This window comes from Cupriavidus pampae, assembly GCF_914271485.1.
Taxonomy (GTDB): domain Bacteria; phylum Pseudomonadota; class Gammaproteobacteria; order Burkholderiales; family Burkholderiaceae; genus Cupriavidus; species Cupriavidus pampae.
The window spans coordinates 20,276-46,114 of the sequence record NZ_CAJZAG010000009.1 but is presented as its reverse complement, the minus strand read 5'-3'; the positions used below and the strand labels follow the sequence as shown (position 1 = coordinate 46,114).

The 25,839-nt window shown below is 62.9% G+C and carries 25 protein-coding genes; 16 read left to right on the top strand and 9 right to left on the bottom strand.

Annotated elements, in window-relative coordinates:
• Positions 1-191: 191 nt before the first annotated feature.
• The gene (locus tag LDO41_RS22390) at positions 192-1,100 is read left to right on the top strand and encodes a LysR family transcriptional regulator (protein WP_223992193.1); all 909 of its coding nucleotides are present in this window, start codon (positions 192-194) and stop codon (positions 1,098-1,100) included.
• A 40-nt stretch (positions 1,101-1,140) separates the two neighbouring features.
• Here the strand turns inward: LDO41_RS22390 and LDO41_RS22385 are convergent, their stop codons facing one another.
• On the bottom strand, positions 1,141-2,187 hold the full coding sequence (locus LDO41_RS22385) for a LacI family DNA-binding transcriptional regulator (RefSeq protein ID WP_223992191.1): 1,047 nt from the start codon (positions 2,185-2,187) through the stop codon (positions 1,141-1,143).
• A 132-nt stretch (positions 2,188-2,319) separates the two neighbouring features.
• Here LDO41_RS22385 and LDO41_RS22380 point away from each other — a divergent pair, with 132 nt between their 5' ends.
• Positions 2,320-3,198: an isocitrate lyase/PEP mutase family protein gene (locus LDO41_RS22380; protein WP_223992189.1), complete on the top strand. Its 879-nt coding sequence runs from the start codon at positions 2,320-2,322 to the stop codon at positions 3,196-3,198.
• 26 nt (positions 3,199-3,224) lie between these two features.
• Positions 3,225-4,199, top strand: a complete 975-nt coding sequence (locus LDO41_RS22375) for a Bug family tripartite tricarboxylate transporter substrate binding protein (RefSeq protein ID WP_223992187.1) — start codon at positions 3,225-3,227, stop codon at positions 4,197-4,199.
• Here the strand turns inward: LDO41_RS22375 and LDO41_RS22370 are convergent.
• Complete coding sequence (locus LDO41_RS22370; RefSeq protein ID WP_223992186.1) at positions 4,186-4,626, bottom strand: NUDIX hydrolase; 441 nt, start codon at positions 4,624-4,626, stop codon at positions 4,186-4,188. The genes LDO41_RS22375 and LDO41_RS22370 overlap by 14 nt on opposite strands.
• Before the next feature lie 161 nt (positions 4,627-4,787).
• Between LDO41_RS22370 and LDO41_RS22365 the strand changes: the two genes are divergently transcribed.
• On the top strand, positions 4,788-5,900 hold the full coding sequence (locus LDO41_RS22365) for a catalase family peroxidase (RefSeq protein WP_223992184.1): 1,113 nt from the start codon (positions 4,788-4,790) through the stop codon (positions 5,898-5,900).
• On the top strand, positions 5,897-6,442 hold the full coding sequence (locus LDO41_RS22360; RefSeq protein ID WP_223992183.1) for a cytochrome b: 546 nt from the start codon (positions 5,897-5,899) through the stop codon (positions 6,440-6,442). The genes LDO41_RS22365 and LDO41_RS22360 overlap by 4 nt, the downstream gene beginning before the upstream one ends.
• On the opposite strand, the gene LDO41_RS22355 is transcribed toward LDO41_RS22360, so the two are convergent.
• A complete protein-coding gene (locus LDO41_RS22355; RefSeq protein ID WP_223992181.1) occupies positions 6,435-7,061 on the bottom strand; it encodes a TetR/AcrR family transcriptional regulator in 627 nt (208 codons plus the stop codon). The genes LDO41_RS22360 and LDO41_RS22355 overlap by 8 nt on opposite strands.
• A gap of 201 nt (positions 7,062-7,262) precedes the next feature.
• On the opposite strand from LDO41_RS22355, the gene LDO41_RS22350 reads away from it, so the two are divergent.
• The 5 genes from LDO41_RS22350 to LDO41_RS22330 all read left to right on the top strand — a co-directional run bounded on the left by LDO41_RS22350 (position 7,263) and on the right by LDO41_RS22330 (position 12,979).
• Complete coding sequence (locus LDO41_RS22350; protein ID WP_223992179.1) at positions 7,263-7,736, top strand: nuclear transport factor 2 family protein; 474 nt, start codon at positions 7,263-7,265, stop codon at positions 7,734-7,736.
• A gap of 24 nt (positions 7,737-7,760) precedes the next feature.
• On the top strand, positions 7,761-9,188 hold the full coding sequence (locus LDO41_RS22345; protein ID WP_223992177.1) for an MFS transporter: 1,428 nt from the start codon (positions 7,761-7,763) through the stop codon (positions 9,186-9,188).
• Positions 9,189-9,265: 77 nt separating this feature from the next.
• Entirely contained in the window at positions 9,266-10,471 is a 1,206-nt protein-coding gene (locus tag LDO41_RS22340; protein WP_223992176.1) for an SGNH/GDSL hydrolase family protein, read from the top strand.
• 130 nt (positions 10,472-10,601) lie between these two features.
• Positions 10,602-11,591, top strand: coding sequence for a Bug family tripartite tricarboxylate transporter substrate binding protein (locus LDO41_RS22335; RefSeq protein WP_223992175.1), 990 nt, complete (start codon positions 10,602-10,604; stop codon positions 11,589-11,591).
• Positions 11,588-12,979, top strand: coding sequence for an MmgE/PrpD family protein (locus tag LDO41_RS22330; protein ID WP_223992174.1), 1,392 nt, complete (start codon positions 11,588-11,590; stop codon positions 12,977-12,979). Before LDO41_RS22335 ends, LDO41_RS22330 begins: the two co-directional genes overlap by 4 nt.
• An 81-nt stretch (positions 12,980-13,060) precedes the next feature.
• Here the strand turns inward: LDO41_RS22330 and purB are convergent, their stop codons facing one another.
• The 6 genes from purB to LDO41_RS22300 all read right to left on the bottom strand — a co-directional run bounded on the left by purB (position 13,061) and on the right by LDO41_RS22300 (position 18,446).
• Positions 13,061-14,413, bottom strand: coding sequence for an adenylosuccinate lyase (purB, locus tag LDO41_RS22325; RefSeq protein ID WP_223992173.1), 1,353 nt, complete (start codon positions 14,411-14,413; stop codon positions 13,061-13,063).
• Between the two features lie 39 nt (positions 14,414-14,452).
• Positions 14,453-14,800: a carboxymuconolactone decarboxylase family protein gene (locus tag LDO41_RS22320; protein ID WP_223992800.1), complete on the bottom strand. Its 348-nt coding sequence runs from the start codon at positions 14,798-14,800 to the stop codon at positions 14,453-14,455.
• Between the two features lie 86 nt (positions 14,801-14,886).
• Positions 14,887-15,876: a tripartite tricarboxylate transporter substrate binding protein gene (locus tag LDO41_RS22315; protein ID WP_223992172.1), complete on the bottom strand. Its 990-nt coding sequence runs from the start codon at positions 15,874-15,876 to the stop codon at positions 14,887-14,889.
• A 72-nt stretch (positions 15,877-15,948) separates the two neighbouring features.
• Positions 15,949-16,686, bottom strand: a complete 738-nt coding sequence (locus LDO41_RS22310; RefSeq protein WP_223992171.1) for an enoyl-CoA hydratase/isomerase family protein — start codon at positions 16,684-16,686, stop codon at positions 15,949-15,951.
• Positions 16,683-17,267, bottom strand: a complete 585-nt coding sequence (locus LDO41_RS22305) for a cysteine dioxygenase family protein (RefSeq protein ID WP_223992170.1) — start codon at positions 17,265-17,267, stop codon at positions 16,683-16,685. Before LDO41_RS22305 ends, LDO41_RS22310 begins: the two co-directional genes overlap by 4 nt.
• A gap of 3 nt (positions 17,268-17,270) precedes the next feature.
• Complete coding sequence (locus LDO41_RS22300; protein ID WP_223992168.1) at positions 17,271-18,446, bottom strand: CaiB/BaiF CoA transferase family protein; 1,176 nt, start codon at positions 18,444-18,446, stop codon at positions 17,271-17,273.
• A 144-nt stretch (positions 18,447-18,590) separates the two neighbouring features.
• Here LDO41_RS22300 and LDO41_RS22295 point away from each other — a divergent pair, with 144 nt between their 5' ends.
• The 6 genes from LDO41_RS22295 (at position 18,591) to LDO41_RS22270 (ending at position 25,624) form a co-directional block, all read left to right on the top strand.
• On the top strand, positions 18,591-19,382 hold the full coding sequence (locus LDO41_RS22295) for an IclR family transcriptional regulator (RefSeq protein ID WP_223992166.1): 792 nt from the start codon (positions 18,591-18,593) through the stop codon (positions 19,380-19,382).
• A 179-nt stretch (positions 19,383-19,561) separates the two neighbouring features.
• Entirely contained in the window at positions 19,562-21,298 is a 1,737-nt protein-coding gene (locus LDO41_RS22290; protein WP_223992164.1) for an IlvD/Edd family dehydratase, read from the top strand.
• Positions 21,299-21,344: 46 nt separating this feature from the next.
• Positions 21,345-22,433 (top strand): ABC transporter ATP-binding protein, encoded by a 1,089-nt coding sequence (locus LDO41_RS22285; protein ID WP_223992163.1) that lies wholly within the window; start codon positions 21,345-21,347, stop codon positions 22,431-22,433.
• Between the two features lie 27 nt (positions 22,434-22,460).
• Complete coding sequence (locus LDO41_RS22280) at positions 22,461-23,780, top strand: ABC transporter substrate-binding protein (protein ID WP_223992160.1); 1,320 nt, start codon at positions 22,461-22,463, stop codon at positions 23,778-23,780.
• 69 nt (positions 23,781-23,849) lie between these two features.
• Entirely contained in the window at positions 23,850-24,749 is a 900-nt protein-coding gene (locus LDO41_RS22275; RefSeq protein ID WP_223992158.1) for a carbohydrate ABC transporter permease, read from the top strand.
• 32 nt (positions 24,750-24,781) lie between these two features.
• Entirely contained in the window at positions 24,782-25,624 is an 843-nt protein-coding gene (locus tag LDO41_RS22270; protein ID WP_223992150.1) for a carbohydrate ABC transporter permease, read from the top strand.
• Positions 25,625-25,839: the final 215 nt, after the last annotated feature.

Below are 25,839 nucleotides of genomic sequence, written 5' to 3'. Positions count from 1 at the left end.
CGAAGGTGGGTGCGGTGGTGGCGGTAGAAGTGGCGGCAGAAGTGGCGGTAGAGGTGGCGGTGGTGTGCACGATGCTGCGTCTCCGGAATCAGCTTGAATCGCTCTTTCAACTGGCGAATGGACGCAGTGTGTCCTCGGAATCCCGACGGATCCATTGAGTTTCCGCAATCAAAGATATAAATTGCGCAAATATGAACCCAGCCAATCTCGACCTGCAGACGCTTCGCTTGTTTGTTTCCGTGGCGCGTGAAGGAAGTGTTTCGCGGGCGGCCGAGCTGATGCACCGATCACAACCCGCCGTCAGCCTCCAGCTCAAGCGGCTAGCCGAAATCACCGGCCTGACGCTGTTCCAGCGTACCGCTCATGGGCTAGTCCTGAGCGTCGATGGCGCCGCGCTGCTGCCGCAGGCCGAGCGCACTTTGAATGCCGTCCAGGACTTCGCTAATGCCGTCAACCGCCTGCACGGCACCGTGCGGGGCGCGCTTCGCGTGGGCACGATATTGGAGCCGTCATTCACCCGGCTGGGCGACTGGCTTGGGCAACTGGTTCAATCGGCGCCGCAGATCGAAACGGAACTGCGCCACGGAATGAGTGGCAGCGTGCTCGCGCAAGTGCAGCAGGGCAGCCTGGATGTCTGCTTCTACCTGAGCCCAGATACGGAAACCACGCAACGGCTGCAGCCGGATCTCATGGTCCGCACGCTGACCCGCTTCGAATACCGGGTCGTCGCGCCTGCGGGCTGGGGTTCCCAGGTGACGGGCGCCGACTGGGAAGCCTTGGCAAACCTCCCCTGGCTGGCGACGCCGCCGGAATCTGTGCACTCGCGCTTGCTCGCGCGCGTCTTCGATCCAAGGGGACTGGCGCCCCGTCGCACGGCGCTGGTGGATCAGGAGGCGTCCATGCTGGATCTGATCAAATCGGGCGTCGGACTTGCCCTCGTCCGCGATGCCACGGCCATACGCGAGAGCCAGATTTCAGGGCTGGCCGTGGCAGACCGTGTGCGTATCGGCTGCCAGCTGCAGTTTGTCTGCCAGGCTTCCCGCCAGAACGAACCCTTGATCGTGGCGGCGCTGGACGCGCTGACGAGGGTTTGGGGCTAGCGTTGGCGCGCTGGGATGCCTGTAGCGGATGCGCTTTGCATCATGTGCTGCCGCGTGGCACGATCTCGAAACCCAGGTCTTCCGTCGCCGATTGTGTGTCCGGTTGTGAGCGCTCTTCCTCTTGCCGGGACACGATCAGCTCCGCACTACGGACGCCGATGCGGTAGCGAGGAAAACGCACCGTGGTGATCGGTGGCACCGTCTGCTGCATAAGTTCGTTGTCGTCAGACCCCGCTATGGCGATATCGCCCGGCACGCGCAGACCACGGCGCGTGCACTCGAGGATGGCGCCGGCCGCAAGCACGTCGCCGGCCAGGAACAGGGCCTGTACCGACGCGTCCCGGCGCATGAGTTCCGCTAGCGCATGACTACCGTTTTCCAGGCCCTCGCCCACTTCCAGCACCATCGCCGGATCGATCTCGATGCCCGCCGCGCGCAGCCCATCGAAGAAACCGTCGCGCCGCTCGCGTAAGCGCTCGTTACCGCTGATGGGAAGACTGGCAAAACCAAACCTGCGATATCCCCGCGATAACAGGTGGTCCGCCATGGCCCGCCCCGCTTCCCGATTCGAGTAACTGACGGCCATATCGATCGGCTGCGTCGTCAGGTTGCCGGTTTCCACACATGGCACGCCGGAGTCCTGGAGCAGGTGGCGGGCCGCTTCCGTATGCGTGGTGTTGTGCAGGATGAGGCCGCAGGGCCGCTGGGACAGGTAGGCAGAGATCAACGCCTCCTCGCGCTCCAGCGAATATCCGCTGTCCGAAATCATCAGGTGCAGGCCATGGCGCTGCAGGACATCGGAGATCCCCTGGATCGTCTCCGCATACAGCGCGTTCCTGAGGCTGGGGATGATCAAGCCCACCAGGCTGGTGCGCCGCGACGCCAGGCTGCCCGCTACGCGATTGGGTACATAGCGAACCGCGCGAATGATGGACTGCACCTGCTCGAGGGTCTCGGGCTTCACGAGGTGCGGCGCGCTGAGGACGCGCGAGACGGTCATCGGCGACACGCCGGCCAGGCGCGCCACCTCCTTCATCGAGAGTTGCCCCGTTGGCTGGGGCTGCTTTGGGTCAACTGGGGCGGACATGGGGATAGTGGACGCTGGACCGCTTGCGGATTTCGAAGTGTAACAGCAAGCCTTATCGGGAAATCACTTATATGGTAGCGCTACCAAACTTACCTATGATAGCGCTACCATTTTCCCTACACCGGAGCTTCCATGAGTCGTAACCAGCGCTTCCGAGCCTTGTTTCAGGCCGGCGACCCCTTTGTCTGCATGGGTGCCTATGACGCGATTACCGCGAAGCTGGCCGAAGCGGCCGGCGCCAAGGCGCTGTTTGTCAGCGGCTTTGTTGCGTGCGGCGTCGAGGCTGGCGAACCGGATATGGGTGCGCTATCCCAACGCGATATGTTCGAACACATCCGTCGTGTTTGCCGCGCCACCAACCTCCCCGTCTTCGCCGACGCCGACACCGGTTATGGCGGCATGCTCGACGTGCAGCGCACGATTCGCCTGTGGGAGGAGGCTGGCGCCTCCTGCCTGCACCTGGAAGACCAGGCGCTCCCGAAGAAATGTGGGCACTTCGCGGGCAAGCAACTCATCAGCCGTCACGACATGGTGCAGAAGCTGCGCGCTATGGTCGATGCACGGCAGGATCCCGATTTCTTCATCGTCGGGCGAACTGACGCCATCGCAGTGAATGGATTGGATGACGCCATTGCGCGCCTGATCGCCTATGCGGAGGCCGGCGCAGACGGACTTTATGCCGATGCGGTCGAAAGCACGGAGCAGATGCAGGAGATCAGCCGCCAGCTCAAGCCGCTTGGCAAGCCGCTGTTGTTCAACATGGTCACATCGGGCAAAAGCCCTCGCCTCACGCTGAAACAGATTGGGGAACTCGGCTTTGGGTTTGCACTGTGTCCCGTCGAGCCACTGCTGGCGATGCACAAGGCCGTGAAAGACATGATGGAAACGTTCCTGCGCAGTGGCGGCGATATCAGCGCCATTGCCCACATGCTCACGCCCTTCGAGGAGTACAACGATTTTGTTGGCTTGCACGAGGCAATCGCGCAGGAAGCTCGCTACACCGAGGGCTAAAGCCCCACCGATCGAGGAGACAATGTATGAAGAATGCCCTGATGCCAGCCTTGCTCGCGGGCGCGATGCTCGTCAACTTTGCTCCCGGCGTTGCAGCCCAGGAGTGGCAACCCACGAAGCCCATCCGAATGGTGATTCCGTCCACGCCCGGCGGTGGCACGGACTTTATCGGTCGGACGCTCAGCGTTAGGCTATCCGAAGTCACTGGATGGCGCGTGGTGCCCGAAAACCGCCCTGGCGCCGCCGGCACCCTTGGTCTGGCCGAGGCCGCGCGCGCACAGCCGGACGGGTATGAGCTGGTCATTGGCCAGACCGCCAACGTCGCACTGGCGCCCTGGTTGATGAAGCTGACGTTCGACCCGGTAAAAGACCTGACGCCGATCGCCTTTGCGGTGGAAGCGCCAATGGTGCTGCTCGTCAACGCATCGTCGCCGTACAAAACCTGGGGCGAGCTTGCGGCTGCCGCGAAAGCCAGCGGCAAGCCAGTCTCCTTCGCGACCTCCGGCACCGGCAGCGTCGCGCATGTGGCCGGCGTGATGTTGCAGAACACGGCGGGCATCAAGCTTCAACACGTGCCGTACAAGGGCTCGTCGCCCGCCATTGCCGACCTGATGGGCGGGCATGTCGACCTCGCTGGAACCTCGGTGGCATCGGCCATCAGTCTTGTCCAGTCCGGCAAGGTGCGCGCGCTCGCCGTGACATCGCAGAAACGCAGCCAGGTCCTGCCAAACGTGCCGGCACTGGCCGAACTCGGCTACCCGAATTTCCATCAGGTCGAGTGGTACGGGGTATTCGCGCCGCCAAATATGCCGCCGGCAATTGCGGAACGCCTGAACAAGGAGATCAACAAGGTGTTGCAGGAACCGGAGGTGCGTAACAGCATCGTGGTCCAGGGCCAGGAACCGCGCACGGAAACTCGCGCGGCATTTGGCGCGTTGGTGCGAAACGACAGTACGAAAGCCAAGGAGATCGTCTCGCAAGCCGGCATCAAACTCGAATAAACGCGGCGCTTCCATGCGGACGTGCGTTAACCGTCCGCATGCTCATGGCGCGCAAAATGGATCTCCTGTAGCCATCCGGAAGATTGGGAGGGAGCGCGTCAGGGTGAAATAAACCCAGACATTTGTGCTCATGGCTGAGCGAAGGGAAGAATGTGCCCGCCATCTCGCACGCGTACGTTGTGATAAAAACGTGCTTCTCTGGCACGACTTCGAACAGGTAGGAATCGATCAGCCGGCCGACATTGACCTGCAGGTTCAACTCCTCGCGAATCTCTCTCGCCAAACAATCTTCGGAAGCTTCACCCACCTCGACTCTGCCACCTGGCAGTTCCCACTCGTCCCGCTCGTTCATCAACAAAATCACATCGCCGGATGGGGCAAGTAGGACACCCTTAATGGATACTGGAAACATCGCAATGCTCTTCAAAGAGTATCCAACATTATATTGCGATGATGGTGTCGGTCAGTTCTCACAGAATGTTTAAGGTTTGGCGAGGACTTGGCGACGCGCGGGTGCGTACGCTCCCACATCGAATCACGTTCCATCGTACCCCCACAAAATAAGCTGTCCATTCAGCAGGAGTGACCATGGACCAAGACAAGCGGAACCCTGCGGAGCGTCCACCCAGCCTGGGCCCCGCCGCGCTGGCGATCCGCTTCGGCGTGATCGGGCTGGCAACGCTGTGCCTCGCGGGCGCGTTTGCCTACACGGCCGGATGGCTGACACCGGAGCGCCTCTCGCCGCATCGCGTGGTCGATGGCTTCGAAGCCACCAGTGGCAAACACGTTGGTTTCCGCCGCAACCATGCCAAGGGCGTCTGCGCCACGGGCTGGTTCGATGCCACCGGCGACGGCACGCACTTCAGTCGGGCCGATCTATTGAAAACCGGTCACTACCCCGTGGTAGGCCGCTTCGCCTTTGCGGGCGGTTTGCCGTACGTGCCCGACGGCCCGACGCTTGTCCGCAGCCTGGCACTGCAGATCAAGCCCAACGGCGGTGGGGAATGGCGTATGGCGATGATCGATATCCCGGTCTTCCCGTTCGCCAACGCGGACGCGTTCTATGCACAGATGATGACGCGCGTGCCCGATCCGAAGACCGGCAAGCCCGATCCCGAGAAAATGAAGGCATTCGTTGGCGCGCATCCCGAGTTCCTCACGGCGGCGGGCATCGTCGCCAAGCGCCAGCAATCGTCCGGCTTTGCCAACACCACCTACAACGGCCTGAACACGTTCCTGTTCGTGGACCGCGAAGGCGCCTCGGCACCGGTGCGTTGGTCGGTCGTCCCCGAACAGGCGTTCGCCCCGGTCGGCCCGCAGCAGGCAGACAAGAACTATCTGCTCGATGCGCTGATCGCGGATGCGGCCACGCCGCTCAAGTGGAAGGTCATCGTGACGATCGGCAATCAGGACGATCCGGTGCGCCCGGATCTGCCTTGGCCTGAAGGTCGCAAACAGGTCGACATCGGCACCATCACGCTCGACAAGCTCGCGAGCGAGGACAATGCCGGTGCGCGCTGCACCGATATCACCTTCGACCCCACTGTGCTGCCGGCAGGCATCAGCGTATCGGCCGATGGCATTCCGGCCGCGCGCTCGGCCGCCTATGCGCGCTCCTTCCTGCTGCGCGAGCACGAGCGCTCGGCCAAGCCGCCTAGCGCTGTCACCGAAACCGAAGTGAATGCCGGAGGCAAATCATGAGCGACCAGGTTCAAGGCTTTTCCTTCATCTCGCGCCTGCTGCACTGGGTCATGGCCGTGCTGATCGTGGCCATGCTGTTCATCGGTATCGGTATGGTCTCGACGGTGTCCGGCCGTTACACCACGCTGCTGACGCTGCACCGCCCGATCGGGATCGCGATCTTCCTGCTGGCCGTGCTGCGCGTGATCAACCGCCTGACGCATCGACCGCCGCCGCTGCCCGCCTCGCTGTCTGCCCCGCAGCGGATCGCCGCGCATGCTTCGCATCTGCTGCTGTATGCGCTGATGATCGCCATGCCGCTGATGGGCTGGGGCATGCAGTCGGCGGGCGCATTCCCGATCGTGCTGTGGGGGGCGACCGAACTGCCGCCGATCCTGCCGCACGACCCGCAGCTTTACGCATTCCTGCGGCAACTGCACACGGTAGGCGCTTTTGCGTTGTTCCTCGTGCTGCTTTTGCACTTCGCCGCAGCACTGTTTCACGGGCTGATCCGCCGTGATGGCGTGCTGTCGTCGATGACGACAAGCAAGAACTCTACTTAGGCATTGGCTGGTCTACTGCGGCATCCCAAATCCCCATCGCGTCGGTCACGGCCTTCTCGATGACGGCATGTCGGACGCGATCTCGCGCGAGCACAGACAGTCCCTGGAAAAAACAGTCGAGCGCGATGGATAGCGATGCCGGATCTGTGGTGCTGCGCAGTTCCCCACTCTTGACGCCACGCGCTACGCAGGCGCGGAAGCCGGCGCGCGTGCGATTACGCACGTCACGAAGCAGCTGGGTGATGGCTTCGCTGCCAGTGGAACTGGCCCCGACAACGCCCAGCGCAACCATACAGCCTTTCGGGTGGCCGCTCTCAGTCTGCATCCTCGCTGATCGGAGCAGCGCCAGGTACACGCCCTCCCGTGGCGGAAGCGACGTGTCATGGAGGCTGCGGGTCAACTCGCCATAAAGCTCCATGTATCGCTCCAGCGCCTCCTTGTACAGCGCTTCTTTGGACTCGAAGGCTGCATAGAAGCTGGGCGCCGAAATGCCGCCGCCGATCGCCGCCTTCAGCTGCGACAAGGACGTCGATTCATAACCATGTTCCCAGAACAGGTGCATCGCCGAAACGATCGCCGCATCGCGGTCGAACGTACGTGGCCGGCCCCGCTGAACCATAAACATCTCCGCACCAAAAAAAATACATACTAGTCGATACACAATTTTCGGGCAAGTCGCGACGAGCGGTTGACACGGCGTTCCTCACCGCCTTATATTTGTACCACTCGATACGTAAATCAAGGACAGCGCGGGGCCACCACACACATGTGCCTCGCATTTTTTTCACCATTTATGTACCATTCGGTACGGAAACAGCCAATGTCCAAAGAACTCGAAGCACGCATTGACGCCATCGAAAGCCGCTTCGCCATCGATGCGCTGATTGCCAACTACGCCGAGGCGTTCGACACCATGAACATCGAGTTGCTGGCCACTCTCTGGCATCCCGACTCGCGACTGCTCCTGGGCGCGAACGGCAATTCCGAGGGCCTGGAGGCCATCCTGGCGCAAGCGCGCATCAACATGAAGCGCATGCCCCACATGCATCATTGGATGGCGAATGCCCTGATCACGGTGGACGGTGATAACGGCCACGGGCTGGTGGCGGCGGACTGTCTTTTCTACGACGTCGATCAGGGCACGCTCCAGGTGAGCGGCCAATACCGCGACGTCTATCAGCGACGCGAAGGCCGCTGGGCATTCGTGGAGCGCACCTTCACCATGCACTACGCCACGCCGCTCCAGAACTGGCATCCCATCGCGGGAACGGAACGCTTCGGCCGTCCTGCCTGACGCGGTCCGTAGCCGCCGAAACCCATGCATACGACAACCCTGACAACCTCCTCCACGCGTCGATGGTCGGCGTTCGCGGTGTTGCTGGTGGGGGCATTTCTGCCTCCGCTGGACTTCTTCATCGTGAACGTCGCCCTGCCGTCGATCCAAAGCACCCTCCACACGAGCGCAGCAGAGCTGCAACTCGTCATCTCCGGATACGCCGCGGCCTACGCGGTCTTCCTTATCACGGGAGGACGACTGGGCGATCTCTTCGGCCGGCGGAGGATCTTCCTGATCGGCATCGCGGGTTTCGGACTGACATCTGTGATCTGCGGCCTCGCATCGTCACCCGCCATGCTGATTCTCGGGCGTGTGGCGCAGGGCTTGAGCGCCGCCGCCATGGCGCCGCAAGGACTGGCCTCCATTCACGCGCTGTTCCCGGAGAAGGAACGCGCGCGCGCTTTGGGCCTCTACGGCGCCGCGGTGGGACTGGCCGCCGTAGCCGCGCAGGCGCTCGGGGGTGCGTTGATCTCCGCGGACATCTTTCACCTGGAGTGGCGCGTCATCTTTCTCATCAACTTGCCTGTAGTCATCGCCGTCCTGATCTTCGGGTTGCCGTTGCTACCCGACGTCCGCGGTGACAGCCCTGCGCCTGTAGACAGAATCGGGGTGCTGCTCTGCGCGCTCACGCTGGGCTTGCTTATCGTGCCCTTGATCGAAGGACGGGAGCTGGGATGGCCGTGGTGGGCCTGCGCAATGCTGATCGCGTGCCCCGTCGCTGGGGTAGGCTTCTGGCGATATGAAATGGCGTACGCCCGCCGAGGCGGCGTGCCCCTGATCAGCGTGGAGCTGATCCGGAGGCCCGGCCTGATGAGCGGGCTTACGGGCGTCCTCTTCTTCTACGTTGTCTCTGCTTTCTTTCTGACGTTCTCGGTCTACCTTCAGGCGGCGCTTGAGATGAGCCCATTGGAGACAGGGCTGGTCTTTCTGCCGTTCGGTGTCGGCGCCTTTATCGGGCCGCTGACGACGCCGATGGCGATCCGGCTCTTTGGCGACCGTGTCCCCGCCATCGGCATGATGTTCGAGGTCGCCGGCTGCGCACTCCTCGCCGCCCTCGTTGCCGGCGCGCCCGGACAGATGCCGGCTCATCTTCCGTTGATCGGGGCCGTGGGACTCCTGGGATTCGGTCAGGGCTGGGCACTGCCGACGCTGGTGCGCTCGATTATCAATCGCGCACCGGCGAGCGGTTCCGGGATGATTGCGGGCATTACGAATTCGGCATTGCAAATCAGCGCAGCACTGGGTGTCGCGGTCATCGGTGGCGTCTTCTTCAGTGTCGCAGGGACTTCACCGGACCCGTTGACCCTGGCCAGGGCACTGGTCGTGGCCATGATATGCGTCGGCGGCAGTCTGATCGTCGCTGCCGTGCTGTCTATCGTTGCGTCAAGATCGAGCATGCGGCGCTCATGACCTTTGCTGCCGTCGGCATACGTGCCATCATCTGGGAGAATGAGCAGAAGGTCGAGTAACGTTCACCACCAGCAGCAATGAAAACAGATCAGACGGCATGGATCGTCGCCCCCATCACCGAAGACATCGTCCGCGGTGCTGCGGAACTTGAGCAGACAGCGCGCGGCGTAAAGCCGCACCGCCTGCCCGCCTGGGCGCTTGCCCAGTATGCCAATGCGCAGCTTGGCGCGATGGAAAGCCAGGGCGCGGGAGTTCGGCTCGTGTTTCGCACACGCGCGACCGAGATCCAGCTTGCGGTGTTCCCTACCCGTCGCCACTACGCGGGCGTTCCGGCCAGGCCGCCCGGCCTCTACGATCTGCTGGTCGATGGCCAGCTCGCCATGCAGTGCAGCGCGGACGGTGGGGACACCATCACCATCGATTTGGCAACCGGTGAGGCTTCCGCACAGGCCGGGTCCACGGCGACCCTGACCTTCCCGGCGCTCCCGGACCACGACAAGCACATCGAGATATGGCTGCCGTATGGCGAAGTCACCGAACTCGTCTCGTTGCGCGCGTCTGCCCCGATCGAACCCGTCGTTGCGGACGCGCGGCCAGTATGGCTGCATCATGGCAGCTCGATCAGCCATGGCTCCAACGCCGACAGCCCGACGTCGACCTGGCCCGCCATCGCCGCGCTGCGGAGCGACACGGATCTGATCAATCTGGGCCTCGCCGGCAACTCGCTGCTCGATCCCTTCACCGCCCGGACGATGCGTGACACACGCGCCGACCTGCTCAGCATCAAGATCGGCATCAACCTCGTCAATCTCGATCTGATGAGACTGCGGGCTTTCACGCCCGCCGTGCATGGCTTTCTCGATACGATCCGCGAGGGGCACCCCACCACGCCGCTACTGGTCGTCTCGCCGCTCTATTGCGCCACCCACGAGAATACGCCAGGGCCCGGCGCGTTCGACATGGAGGCGCTCGCCGCCGGCAAGATCTCTTTCCGCGCGACGGGCGAGCCTGCCGACGTCAGGCACGGCAAGCTGACCCTCACCACCATCCGCACGGAACTACAAAGCATCGTTCGGCAGCGGGCAGTGTCCGATCCCCATCTTCATTATCTCGATGGTCTCGATCTGTACGGCATAGACGATCATGCAGCGTTGCCGATGCCGGATGGGCTGCATCCCGATGGCCACGCGCATCGTCTGATAGGCGAACGCTTTACGACCCTCGTGTTCGGCGGCGATGGCGTGTTCGCGGCGGCTGCACGGCGAGCCAACAGCGCGGCCTGAGCCCGCAAGGCAAGCGTGCGCTTCGGCTTGCGTTCCAAAACGCGGAACATCCGTGTGATTCCGTTCTCCTCGCCCAGAATTGTTTCAGGCCGCTACGACGGTCCGAACGATCAATACAGAGGAGACGACGATGATGAGATCGATGCAAGCCGCGTTTCGCCGCGCATGGCGTTGTTTGGGCTGCCTGCTATGCCTGATGATGGCGACGCTAGCCCACGCCGACTATCCGGATCGCCCGATCAAGCTCGTGGTGGGGTTTCCACCGGGCGGAGGCGGTGACCTCTATGGCCGGTTGATTGCCGACCAGCTGTCGCGCAAGCTCGGCCAGCCTGTCGTCGTCGAGAACAAAGGTGGCGCAGGTGGCGTGATGGCCGCCGAGCAGGTGGCGCGCAGCAAGCCGGATGGCTATACGCTGCTGATGGGGATGAGCAGCAACATGTCGCTGGCGCGCGTGATACGTGGCAAGGAACTGCCCTATCGCGTGCCCGAGGACTTCGTACCCATCGGCATGCTTGTCCAGGCGCCGCACGGGCTGTTCGCTTCGTCCGACCGATACACAACCGCCAAGGCGGCCCTGAGCGCCGCGAAAGCGAGCAAGCTCAGCTATGGCTCGTCCGGGCCCGGCAGCGTCGGCTACGTGACCATGGAAATGGTCAAGACAAAGGCCGGCATCGAAATCGCACCAATTCCATACCGCGGCTCCGGCCCCGCTATCACTGATCTGCTCGGCGGTCACATCGATCTGTTCTTTGCGACCGCGCCGCCGATCATGGGGCAGGTCAAGGGCGGCAAGTTGAAGCTGCTGGCGGTGACCGGCGAACAACGCACCCCCGCGTTTCCCGACGTGCCAACCTTCCGCGAACTCGGTATCGACGTCACTGTGACGCAATGGTATGGCCTGGTGGCGCCCGCGGGCACGCCGGACGCCATCGTGCAGCGCCTCTCGCGCGCGGTCTCCGAGGGCCTGGCCAACGAAGAAGTCGGCCGTGTCATCCGCCAGGATGGCGCTCGCGAAGTCGATATGCCGATGGACAAATTTCGCCAGTACATCGTTGACGATATTGCGCGCTATCGCGCCGGCGTGAGTGACGCGTTGCTCAAGACGATGGAGGTCAAATGAGTCCCCGCCCCGCCCCCGCCCTGCCTCACGGCCTTACGCGCGAGCTGGTGGCGCATGCTCTGGCCCTTGCGCACGGCGATGCCCTCCCCGCTAACGTGGCTAGGGACGTTTTCCGCATCGGCCGGCATAGCCTGCTCGACTGGTTTGCCGTTGCGTGCGCTGCGTGGCAGGAGCCTCCTGTGCAGATCCTGCTGGCGGAAATCCAAGAAGAAGGCGCCACGCCATGCGCAACGCTGCTCGACGGCTCGCGCGGCAGCGCTGTGCAAGCCGCGCTGGTCAATGGCACCGCCTCGCACGTTCTCGACTTCGACGATGCGCACCTGCAATCGCGTGTACACCCTTCGGTGCCGTTGTGGCCCGCCATCCTCGCGCAGGCGGAATCTGGCCAGCGCTCAGGCAAATGCAGCGGCCGCGAGGCGCTTGCCGCGTTCGCAGCCGGCGTCGAGTTCCAAAGCCGCGTGGCGTCATTGATGGGCGAGGATCATTACCGGCTGGGCTGGCACAACACAGCGACGCTCGGCGCATTGGGCGCGACCGTCGCTGTTGCAGCACTGCTTCGGCTGGATACCGAGCGGACGGCTCATGCGGTGGCCGTCGCCTGCACGCAGGCCGGTGGTATGCGCGCCCTGTTCGGTACGATGGGCAAGCCATTGCATGCGGGCCAGGCCGCCGCGGTCGGGCTGCGTGCCGCCCGGCTGGCGGCGCGTGGTTTCACGGCCGTGCCGGACATTCTCGAGCGCGAGCAGGGTTTTGCGTCGCTGTATGCAGGCAAGTGGGAACCCGACCGCGTCTGGCACGATGCATCGGTGCCGCGCGTGCATGGCATCGTCTACAAATACCACGCGTCCTGTTATGGCACGCAGGCGCCCATCGAGGCCTGCCTGCAGCTTCGTCAGGATCACGCGTTCAGTTCCGACGAGATCCGCACGGTCGAGATTACGGTCGAAGCGCAATATCTCGATGTCTGCTGCATTGCCAATCCGAGCACGCCGTCCGAAGCGAAATTCAGCGTGGCTCATATGGCAGCGCTGGCATTGTTGGGCCGCAGCACGGTGGACGCCGGGAGCTTTACTACAGCCCTCGATGACCCCGCGCTCGCCGCGCTACGCCGCCGCATCGTCGTGCGTGCCGAGGCCGCGATGCCACGTGCCAACGCGCGCGCAGAGGTGACGTTGGCCCACGGCGGTACATATGCGAGCCATTCTGATGCCAGCCGCGCCAAGACCGATCTCGCACGACAGGAGGTCCGCATCGCCAGCAAGGCGCGTTCGCTTCTGACGCCCGTGCTGGGCAGCGATCGCGCCGAAGCGCTTATTGGCACAGTGCTGGCGTGCGACGCGCTTGACGATGTCACGGCCTGCTTCTCCCCCTGCCTCGCACCGGTTTAGTTGCACGACAATCTCGCCAAGGAAAAAGCGGGTGCGCGAACAATCTTCGCGCACCCGCTTTAGCTTTTGACCCCTCAGTCTTTACTCGGCCCCAACCTTCCCGACCACGCGATCCACGAATAGCCCGGCCATCCCGGTGTAGCCATGCGGCTCGAGCATGCGGTCGATGGTCTCGGCATCGATACCTGCCGCTACCTTCGGATTGGCTAGCAGCGCCTCACGGAAATCTCCGCCGCGCTCGAACACATCCATGCAGACCTCGTAGACGATCTCGTGCGCCTCCTGGCGGCCGAGCCGGTCGCTCAGGCCCATCATGACCGCTTCCGACATCAGCAGCCCGCGCTGGATAAACAGGTTCCGCTCCATATTGGCCGGACGGACCGTCAGGTTGGCGCAGACGTAGTTCATTTTCAGGGCTGCCGCATCGCACATGCAGCAGAGCCGCGAGATGAACTCGCGTTCCGTCTGCAATACGATCTTGTCGCGCTCATGCTCGGCCATGATCGACTCGAGCGCCATCGGCGCGGTGTTACGCACGAGGCGCGCCAACGCCACCACGGTCTCGCAAGTCGGCGGGTTACGCTTGTGCGGCATCGTGCTGCTGCCGACCTTGCCCATCGCGAACGGCTCTTCCAGCTCGGCCGTTTCGGTCTTTTGCAGGCTGTACACCTCGTGGGCGATCTTGCCGATGGTGCCCGTGCAGATCGCGAGCACACATGCGAGCTCGGCGATGCTGTCGCGTGACACGTGCCAATGAATGCGCGGACAGCCCAGGCCGAGTTCTTCGAACAGCGCCTCCTGCACGGCAATGCCCTTGTCGCCCAACGCCGCCAGCGTACCGACGGCGCCCGAGAACTGCCCCACGAGCACGCGCGCCTTCATGGCATCGAAGCGCTCACGATTGCGACGGATCTCCTCCACCCAGACCGCCACCTTGAACCCGAACGTGATCGGCAACGCCTGCTGCCCATGGCTGCGCGCCACCATGGTGAGGTCCCGATGCGTTGCCGCCAGCTTCACGAGGTGCCCTTCCATCTCGGCATAGCGCTTGCCGATGATATCCAGCGCATCGCGCACCTGCAGCATGGTGCCCGTGTCGATAATGTCCTGCGTCGTCGCCCCCCAGTGGATGTACTCGGCGGCATCGCCGGAGCACACCTTCTTCATCGCGCGCAGCAGCGGCACGATGGGGTGGCTGGTGCGGTCCATCTCGCGCTTCAAGTCGGGCAGGTCGATCAGTTCCGCGCGCGCCTTGGCGCAAATCTCATCGGCCGCAGCCTGCGGGATGATGCCCAGGCGCGCCTGGACTTTCGCCAAAGCGGCCTCCACGTCGAGCCATCGCTGTACGGTCTGCTCGTCGCTGAATATCTCGCGCATCTGTGCCGTACTGAACTGGTCACGGAACAGCGCGCTGTCGATGACATACGCTCCCATGGTGTCTCCTCCTTATCGATATCGAATCCGTATCCGCGGTCAGGCCGCTTCGCGAAGCTGGCCGACGGCCTCCATCGCGCGCAGCGAGTAGACGTAAGCCGCGCCGGCGTTCAGTGCGATCGCGGTGCCGAGCGCATCGCTGACTTCCGCGTCGGTCGCACCCGCCTTGACCGCCGCCGCCGCATGCGACGAGATGCAGCCATCGCAGCGCGTCGTTACCGCCACGGCCAGCGCGATCAGTTCGCGCGTCTTGGCATCGAGCGCACCGTTCGAGCCCTGTGCTGCTGCCAGATTGCGATAAGCTTCGAGCATCTTCGGGTTCGTATTGCCGAGGCGGTTGTACGAGCGCTTCAACGTGTTGAGCAGATCGGACCAGTTCATGAACATGGACATACGGTTCTCCTGTTGGATGAGAGAGGGTCAGGGAAGCAAGCGGGCCTGCAAGAAAGTGGAGTGGGCGGTCATGCGCCCGTTCAATCGGCTTTTACGTTTCCGGCCTTGACGACGTCGCGCCAGCGCGCGATGTCGTTGGCCAGGAATCGCTGGAAGTATTCCGGCGATTCCGCCATCGTTTCGGCGCCTTCGGTCTGCATGCGCTCGCGGAATGCGGGATCGGTCACGGCCTTGTTGATCGCCGCATTCAGGCGATTGACGATAGATGCCGGCGTACCTGCGGGCGCCAGTACGCCATACCAGGCGGCCATCGTCATATTCGGCATGCCGGCCTCGATCATCGTCGGCACGTCGGGCATCACCGGCGAGCGCTTGGTGCTCGTAATGGCCAGCACGCGCATGCGATTGTTCGACTTCACGGCCGTCACCGACGGAATGTTGATAAACGTGTATTGCACTTCGCCGCTGAGAATGGCGACGATCGACGGCGCCGACCCTTTGTATGGCACATGGCTCGCCTTGATGCCGGTTTGCTGCCGGAACAGCTCGCCGCCGAGATGCTGGGAACTGCCCGCGCCCGACGACGAGAAATTCACGCCCGCCGCTTCGTGCGACTTCGCATAGGCGACAAACTCGCTAACCGACTTCACGTTCAGCGATGCCGGTACCACCATGAGATTCGGGCTCTGGCCGAACACCGCGATCGGCGCGAAACTCTTGATCGGGTCGTAATCGAGCTTGCTATACAGGCTGATGTTCACGGCGAGCGCGTTGGAGCTCAGGAACAGCGTGTAGCCGTCGGCCGGCGACCGCGCGACATAGCTCGCTGCGATGTTCTGGCCAGCACCGGGCTTGTTTTCGACGACCACGGGCTGGCCCAACTCCGTGCCGATACGCTGGCCGATCAGCCGCGCCATGATGTCGGTGCCGCCACCGGGCGCATAGCCCACGACGAGGTGGATCGGCTTCGACGGAAAGGCGCCGTCGCCCTGTGCGATGGCGTTGGCGGCAACCATGCTTGCCGCGGCGAGCATGACAACATGGGCGCTGCGCTTGATGATGGGGTACATCGTATCTCCTCCAACCGGTACGCGTTCGGATCTCTGTCCGTTAGCGCCCGTGAGTTTCGGTCCAAGGCCTCTTCAGCCTGATGTCTTGCGCACCTGCCTCTGTCTCTCCACGTAATCCGCCACTCGCTGCCGCAGGCCGGTTACCGCTGCCGAGCGCACCAGCGCGGCAAGATCGCGTGCATCGTCGAGTTCGGCATTGCCAAGGATTGCACGCGCGAGCAATGTGTCAGGCGTTTGATCCCCCGCGATCGGCGGGATCGCGCCAGTGTTCGCCACGCAATCCGTAACCAGCCCGGATGCGAGGGCCTCGGTGTCCGAGATCGTGCAACCGCTTTCGATCCAGCGGCGCGCGCGCTGCACGCCCACACACGCAGCCAGCCTGCGGCTGCCGAGCACGAGACCGAAGCCTCGGGCGCCGGGAAACGCGAAGCTCGCACCGGGCAATGCCACTCTGCGCGTGCAAGCCGCAAACAGATCCGCACCGGCGCCCATCACACGTCCCTGCGCCACGGCCATCGTGTGGAACGGTGCGCGAACGATGCGCTGCAGCATCAGTTCAATGCGTGTGAAGCGCGCAAGCAGGCTGTCGTCGGTTTCGTCTTCGAGACCCGATAGATCGAATCCCGTGCAGAAATGCCGCCCTGCTCCCTCGATCACCACTGCAGTGGCGCCTCGCTGCGTGCAGTTGTCGAGCGCGGCCTCGAGCGCGTCAACCAGCGCGCGGGACAACGCATTGCCCTGTTCGGGCTGATTCAAGGTCAGATGGCACAGGTCACCATCCCAACGCTGCAGCACGAGTGATGCGTTCATGTCGGCGCGGTTTCCACGTTGGCGTAGCCGGAAATAAAGCTCTTCGCGGCGCCCGTGTCGGCGTCGAACACATGCCGAGACTGCTTGCCGATGTCCGTGCCATAGACATGGATGCTGATCGACACGCGGTCGTCGTACGCATTGCGGACGACGTGGATGTCGCCGATCGAGGGCGAGACGAACGCCACGTCGCCCGGCTCCAGCCGCTCGGATTCGCCGCTCTCGACCATGCGATCGCCGGGCGTATAGGCCTGCCCGACTTCCGCGCCGCGCAGCATACCGATCGCGCCCCACGTGCAATGATCGTGGATCGGGGTCTTCTGGCCCGGACCCCACACAAAGCTCACCACGCTGTAGCGACCTTGCGGATCGGCGTGCAGCAGGTACTGGCGGTAATACTGCGGATGCGGCACGGCGAACTGTGGATCGAGCCAGTCGTCCCTGCTCACCAGTTCGCGCAAGGCCGCGCCGGTGCGCGCGAGCGTTTCTTCCTCCGGCTGTCGGGCGTCCGCCACGATCTGGTCCATCTTGCCGATAAAGCGCGCCAGCGCTTGATTGTCCAATGCGGATGCCAAGGTCATCGTTTACCCCTGTTTATCAGTGCCAGTGTTGTCGAAGGATGCGCGTGCAGACGAGGAATGCTCGCCGAGCGATGGCGGTGCCGTGCGTAGCGGAATCGATTTGCCGTCGATGCGGACCGGCGATGCAAAGGTGCGCGTGCGGGTGCCGCCGGGCAACTCGAGGTCGCGTACCCAGCGCATGTGATCGACCTGCGGGTCTTCCAACGCGTGCGCATAGTCGTTGATGCGAGAATGCGGCACGCCAGCGTCACGGAACACATCGATCCAGTGCGCGACGTCCTTGTGCACGAAGACGTCTTCGAGAAGCTCCTTCAATTCGACCTGATGGCGAGCGCGCAACGTTGGCGTGAGAAAGCGCGGATCATCGGCAAACGGCTCCATCTGTACCGCGCGCAGCACGGCACGCCACAGGCTGTCATTGCCGGCGGCGATGGCAAAGTAACCGTCCGCGGCGCGATAAGCCTGGTACGGCGCATTACGCGGATGGGCGGAACCGAGCTTACCGGGGCTGCGACCCGTGCCGAAATACTCGCTGGTCTGCAGCGCGCCGATGGCAAGCGTGCAGCCGAACATCGGCACATCGAGGTGCATGCCGCGGCCGCGGGCACGCGCCTGAAGCAATGCGCTGGCAATGGAGAACGCTCCGTACAGGCCCGACGCAAAATCGGAAACCGGCACGCCGCATTTGACGGGCGCGTCGGAGTCGCCAGTCACGCTCATGACGCCGGCGGCCGCCTGGATGGTCAGGTCGAACCCTCCTTCTGCCGCACGGGGACCACTCTGGCCGAAGGCGGAGATCGAGCAGTACACGAGTTGCGGTCGCAACGCGCTCAATTGCTTGTAGCCAAGCCCGAGCCGTTCCATCACGCCAGGGCGATTGTTTTCAATCAACACATCGGCCTGTGCACACAGCGACAACGCGGCGTCGAGATCGTCCTTGTTCTTGAGGTCGAGCACCACCGAACGCTTGTTTCGATTGAGCGAGGCGAAGTTCTCACTGAAGCCGGCCGTGATGGGCGGCCAGCTACGCAATGCGTCGCCACCGGGCGGTTCGATCTTGATCACGTCGGCGCCCATGTCGGCCAGCAGCATCGCGCTGAACGGGCCCGCTGCCACGGAGCAGAACTCCAGCACGCGGATGCCACGCAGGGGCAGGTCTTCGGTTCGGATGTCGGTCATGGTGTGGTGTCTTCGTCGTCCGTGTGTGAGACGTGAGGGGTACGCCGTTGCAACCGAGTCTAGAGCCGTTCCTTATTTTGACGTGGGTGTTCTACAATTTGGAACGGTTGCCCGGGCCTTGCCGGGTGTTCAATGCTCACAGCCATGAACAACACGCTGATCAAGGGTCTTCACCTACTCGACATCATGGCGCGACATGGCAAGCCCATCGGCGTGAGCGAGCTTGCCGTCATTGCGGGCATGCCGAAGAGTGGCGCCCACCGATTGCTGCAGGCGTTGGTGGACGAGCGTTACGTCGTACGCGTGCCGCCAGCGAGTTACACGGTGTCCATCAAACTGTGGGAACTGGGGTCCGCGGCGCTATGGAGTTTTGATCTGCGACGTCACGCCGATACAGTGATGGAGGCGCTGATGCAGTCCACGGGTGAGTCCGTCCACCTTTCGGTACTCGACGGACGCGAGGTCGTCTACGTCCACAAGGTGGAGTGCCCCAATCCGATTCGTGCCTATAGTCAGATCGGCGGCCGCTCGCAGGCACATTGCGTCGCCACGGGTAAGGCGATGCTGGCATTCCGCAATCCGCAATGGCTGGCGGAGATCGCGAACGACCTGAGTGCCGCCACGACGCGCACGATCACCGAGCCCGAAGCTTTCCTGCACGAAATGCAGCGCGTGCGTCGCGCCGGCTACGCGATCAACCGCGGGGAATGGCGCCCGGGCGTGAACGGCCTTGCCGCGCCAATCTTCGACGGCACCGGCGCGGTCATCGCCGCAATCGGCATATCGGGGCCCGACACCCGACTAAAGATGACACGCCTGCGCGACCTGGCTGCACCGGTGCGCGCTGCGGCTGAACATCTATCCGCCGAGCTCGGCGAAATGGGGCCACATGCTTCGCTGATGCGGGTGACAAATCATTGGGGTGCTTTGGCTTAGCGCTAGTCGATGAACTGCCCGCGCCGCCAGTAAACGAGGCAACTACGGGTTACTACTCATTATTGGTAATACCAATTCGTGACCTAGACTGCCTTGGACTCGGCATGCGTGCGGCGCAGCGGTGTGGTCGCGGGTATCCGGATCTGCATCCCATAAGAAGCAGAACGCAGGAGGCCCGAGTGGACAACGACGACAAGCGGAGCTGGCCAGCGCTACGCAGCCAGGCCTGGTTTGGTCGGTTAGACCGAGACGGATTCATCTATCGTTCGTGGCTGAAGAATCGCGGCATTCCTCATGACCAGTTCGATGGCCGACCCGTTATTGGCATCTGCAATACCTATTCCGAGCTGACGCCCTGCAATTCCCATTTCCGGGAGCTCGCTCAACAGGTCAAGACCGGCGTGTGGGAGGCCGGCGGATTTCCGCTCGAATTCCCGGTGATGTCCTTAGGCGAAACCTTGCTCCGCCCCACCGCCATGCTGTTCCGCAACCTGGCCAGCATGGACGTCGAGGAATCGATTCGCGGGAACCCCATCGACGGCGTGGTGCTGCTGATGGGCTGCGACAAGACCACGCCGGCGCTGATGATGGGCGCCGCATCATGCGACCTGCCAACGATTGGTGTCTCGGGCGGCCCCATGCTCAGCGGCAAATTCCGCGGGCAGGAACTGGGCTCCGGTACTGACGTGTGGAAGATGTCGGAAGAGGTCCGCGCGGGACACATGTCGCAGGAGGACTTCTTTGACGCCGAGAGCTGCATGCACCGGTCTCACGGCCATTGCATGACCATGGGGACTGCTTCCACGATGGCCTGCATGGTCGAATCGCTCGGCATGAGCCTGCCAGGCAATGCGGCGATTCCGGCCGTAGACGGGCGCCGCAATATTCTCGCGCGGGCGTCGGGACGACGCATCGTAGAGATGGTCAAGGACAACCTCGTCATGTCGAAGATCCTGACCCGCGCCGCATTCGAGAATGCGATCAAAGTCAATGCAGCGATCGGCGGCTCGACCAACGCGGTCATTCATCTGCTGGCGATCGCCGGGCGCATCGGTGTGGAGCTGAACCTCGATGACTGGGACCACCTCGGCCATGCCCTGCCCTGCCTGCTGGATCTTCAGCCGTCGGGCCGACACCTGATGGAAGACTTCTACTATGCGGGTGGCCTGCCTGCGGTGATCCGTGAAATGGGGCCGCTGCTCGCGCGCGATGCGCCGACGGTCAATGGCCGGACGCTGTGGGAAAACTGCAAGGACGCGCCGAACTGGAACCGTGAAGTCATCCATGCCTTCGATACGCCCTTCAAGCCCCACGCGGGAATTGCCGTGCTGCGCGGCAACCTTTGCCCGGACGGGGCTGTGATCAAGCCTTCGGCCGCAACGCCCGCCTTGCTCAGGCATACCGGACGCGCCGTGGTGTTCGAGAACAGCGACCACATGCATGAGCGGCTCGACGACGAAACGCTCGACGTCGACGAACACTGTGTGCTGGTCCTGAAGAACTGCGGCCCTCGGGGCTATCCGGGCATGGCCGAGGCCGGCAACATGCCGCTGCCGCCCAAGCTGCTGCGCAATGGCATTACCGACATGGTACGCATCTCCGACGCGCGCATGAGCGGCACCGCGTACGGCACCGTGGTGCTTCACGTGGCTCCGGAAGCCGCCGCCGGTGGGCCGCTGGCGCTGGTGGAGGACGGCGACCTCGTGGAACTCGACGTCGAAGCTCGCAAGCTCCATCTGCACGTGAGCGACGACGAGCTGGCGCGGCGGCGCGCCGCGTGGCAACCGCCGCAGGCGCCGATGGAGCGCGGTTGGACGCGGCTTTACTTCGACCACGTGCAGCAGGCCAACCGAGGCGCCGACCTGGACTTCCTGGTCGGCAAGAGCGGCGCCGGCGTACCCAAAGACAATCATTAGCCAGTCCAGAAGAGCGAGACCACGCGAGACAAAGGAGGCGGAGCGCATGGCATCGGTACAGATTCGGGAGGTGAAGAAGAACTTCGGCGGCACGCTGGTCATTCGCGGGGTGAGCATCGATATTCCGGACGGACAGTTCACGGTGCTGGTGGGCCCATCCGGGTGCGGCAAGTCCACGCTGCTCCGCATGCTGGCAGGGCTCGAGGAAATCACCGCAGGGGAGATCGCCATTGGCAACCGCGTGGTCAACCGCCTCCCGCCAAAGGAGCGCGACATCGCGATGGTGTTCCAGAACTATGCGCTGTACCCGCATATGTCCGTCTACGACAACATGGCGTTCTCGCTGAAGCTGGCCGGCATGCCCAGGGACACGATCAAGCAGAAGGTGGACAAGGCCTCCGGCATTCTTGGACTTGGCCAGTTGCTAGACCGCTATCCGCGCCAGCTCTCCGGCGGCCAACGCCAGCGTGTAGCGATGGGACGCGCGATCGTGCGCGATCCGCAGGTGTTCCTGTTCGACGAGCCGCTGTCGAACCTCGATGCCAAGCTGCGCGTGCAGATGCGCGCCGAGATCAAGGAATTGCACCAGCGGCTGCGCACCACATCGGTCTATGTCACGCACGACCAGATTGAAGCGATGACCCTCGCGGACCAGATCGTGGTGATGCGCGACGGCCGCGTGGAACAGCGCGGGCGGCCACTGGCCGTCTATGACCATCCCGACAATCTGTTCGTGGCGGGATTTATCGGTTCGCCGGCGATGAACTTCATCCCCGGCGTATTACGCCGCCAGAACGGCACGGTGAAGGTGGAGTTCGCCGACGGCACGCAGGTGCCATCACCGGCGCGGCTCGCAGCGAGTGCCGGCGCTGACGACCAGCGGGTGATCTATGGCGTGCGGCCCGAGCATCTGAGCTGTGGCGCGCCGGGCGATGGCATTCCGGCCAGCGTCGCAGTGGTGGAGCCCACCGGCGCCAATACCGAGGTGTATTCGCGCTTTGGTGAAACCGAACTCATCGCGATGTTCCGCGAGCGACACGATTTTGAAGCGGGCCAGGCGCTGCATCTGGTGCCTGACCACAAGCACACGCATCTTTTCGATGCGGAGACGGGACAGGCGCTGCCTCGACAATGACCCGTCAACATAGAGGAGACAAGAGCAATGAACAATTCCGGTAACTTCTCAAGGCGCGACTTCATCGTATCCACCGCGGCGCTGGCGGCCACCGCGACACTGGGCGGCCACGCGCAAGCCGCCACCGCATTGCAGTACAAGCCCGAAGCGGACGCCAAGCTACGCATCCTGCGCTGGAAGCGGTTTGTGCAGGGCGACGAAGATCTGTGGATGGCGAATACGAAGAAATTCACCGAACAGACCGGCGTGGAGGTACGCGTCGACAACGAAGGCTGGGAAGACGTGCGCCCCAAGGCAGCAGTGGCCGCCAGCGTAGGCACCGGTCCAGATATCGTGCTGGGATGGTTCGATGATCCACAGCAATATCCCGACAAGCTCGTCGATGTCAGCGACGTGGCAACCTATCTCGGCGGCAAGCATGGCGGCTGGTACGACGTGTGCAGGAAATACGGCATGCACAGCGGCAAGTGGATCGCGCTGCCGCTCGGCGTGGTGGGGAACGCGTTGGTCTATCGCGAGAGCCACGTAAAGGCCGCGGGCTTCGAGGCGATTCCCAAGGACACCGCCGGCTTCCTGAAGCTATGCCAGGCGCTGAAAGCCAAAGGCACGCCGTGCGGCTTCGCACTCGGCAAAGCCGTCGGTGATGGCAACAACTGGGCGCACTGGCTTCTTTGGTCGCACGGCGGCATGCTCGTCGACGGCAAGGGCAAGGTCGTGGTCAATTCGCCCGAGACCTGGGCCGCGCTCGAGTACGCCAAACAGCTATACGCGACGTTCGTACCAGGCACGCTGTCCTGGCAGGACCCGTCGAACAACAAGGCCTTCCTCGACGGTCAGATCAGCCTGACCGCCAACGGCATCTCGGTCTACTACGCGGCCAAGAATTCGAAGGAGCCGAAGTTGCAGGAGATGGCGCGTGATATCCAGCACGCTCATTTTCCGGTCGGGTCCAGCGGCAAGTCGACCGAGTTGATGCAGATCACCCAGATGATGGTGTTCAAATACTGCAAGTACCCGAACGCCGCCAAGGCCTATCTGCAATTCATGATGGAGCCTGAACAATACAACCCGTGGATGGAGGCCGCTATCGGATATGTGAGCCAGCCGCTCAAGGCCTACGAATCGAATCCGATCTGGACCTCTGATCCCAAGCACACGGTCTACCGCGACGCGGCATCGCTGATGCTCGACAACGGGCATGCTGGCCCGCTAGGCACCGCGTCGGCGGCGTCGATGGCCGACTATATCGTGCTCGATATGGTGGCGGAGGCGGCCAGCGGCTCAAGGACGCCGAAGGAAGCCGCGGCACGCGCGGCGCAGCGTGCCGCGCGCTACTACAAGGCTTAGCCCGTACGCGCGTCATGGAGGAACCCGCTGCGACGCACTGCGCGTCGCAGCGGCAGCCAAAGGAGAGCCATGCTGTCCCGCCTGTCAAACAACCGTCATGCGCTGGGGCTGCTGTTCATGTTGCCCACCGCGCTGTTGCTGCTGGTGTTCCTCACTTACCCGCTCGGACTCGGCGTGTGGCTGGGCTTTACGGATGCCAAGATCGGCCGCGCCGGCGAGTGGATCGGCATCGAAAACTACAGCTACCTTGCCAGCGATTCGATCTCACAGCTTGCGCTGTTCAACACCGTCTTCTATACGCTGATTGCCAGTGTGCTGAAGTTCGCGCTCGGTCTGTGGCTCGCGCTGCTGCTCAATCGAAACCTGCCATTCAAATCGTTTTTTCGCGCGGTGGTGCTGTTGCCGTGGATCGTGCCGACGGCGCTGTCGGCGCTGGCCTTCTGGTGGATCTATGACGCACAGTTTTCCGTGATCAGCTGGACGCTGGTCAGGCTGGGGCTCATTGACCGCTATATCGACTTTCTCGGAGACCCATGGCTGGCCAGATTCTCGACGATCGCCGCCAACGTCTGGCGCGGCATTCCATTCGTCGCCATCTCGCTGCTGGCGGGCCTGCAGACGATTTCCCCTTCGCTGTACGAGGCCGCGTCGATCGATGGGGTCACGCCATGGCAGCAATTCCGCTATATCACCCTACCATTACTTACGCCAATCATCGCCGTGGTGATGACCTTTTCGGTGCTGTTCACCTTCACCGACTTTCAACTGATCTATGTGCTCACGCGTGGTGGTCCGCTCAATGCCACGCACCTGATGGCGACGCTATCCTTTCAGCGGGCGATTCCGGGCGGCTCCCTCGGTGAAGGCGCGGCACTGGCCACGATGATGGTGCCGTTCCTGCTCGCGGCCATCATGTTTTCATACTTCGGACTGCAGCGACGCGCCTGGCAACAAGGGGGTGACAAGTGAAAGCGACGGCCATCGAAAACGAACAGGCGGGGATGGAGTATCTACAGTCCATTCCGCGGCGCTGGGTCACGCTTTATATCCCCATCGGCATCTTCCTCTTCGTATTGCTGTTCCCGTTCTACTGGATGGCCATTACGGCGTTCAAGCCCGACGGCGAGCTGTTGATGCAAAGCGCGAACCCACTGATCGTGATCAAGCCGACATTGGCCCACTTCAAGAAGCTGCTGTTCGACACGCCATACCCAGCCTGGCTGCTGAATACCGTAATCATTTCTACGGTGTCCACGTTCGCCTCCCTCGCCGCCAGCGTGCTGGCAGCCTATTCGATCGAGCGCCTGCGCTTTCAGGGCGCGAAACAGGTGGGACTCGCGATCTTCCTTGCCTATCTGATTCCACCGTCCATCCTGTTCATCCCGCTAGCCTCTATCGTGTTTCAGCTGGGGTTGTTCGATACCCGCTGGGCGCTGATCCTGACCTACCCGACGTTCTTGATCCCGTTCTGCACGTGGCTGCTGATGGGCTATTTCCGGTCAATTCCCTACGAGCTCGAGGAATGCGCGCTTATCGACGGTGCCACCCGTTGGGAGATTCTGATCAAGATCATCCTTCCGCTGGCAGTGCCGGGCCTGATCTCGGCAGGCATTTTTGCGTTCACCCTGTCATGGAATGAATTTATCTATGCGCTGACCTTCATCTCGTCATCGGAGGTGAAGACCGTACCGGTCGGCATCGTCACGGAACTGGTCGAGGGTGACGTCTATCACTGGGGCGCACTGATGGCCGGCGCGCTGCTCGGCTCGCTGCCGGTGGCGGTGGTGTATTCGTTTTTTGTGGAGTACTACGTGTCCGGGATGACCGGCGCGGTCAAAGAGTAGGTACCCCGGGGGCTATGCGAGGGACGCCGCCGGTTGCCTAGGCCGCCGCCACGCTGGACAAGTACAAAGTTAGCTGGCACGATAAACCACCTATCGCTTCCGCGATTCTTGGCTGGATTTGAATTCAATGCTGGTTAGAACTGACAAAGCTCTTCGCTCGATGCGTATGCCCTTGGAAGGACCTCCTCCCAGGCGCTAGAGCTTTTGTTTTTCAG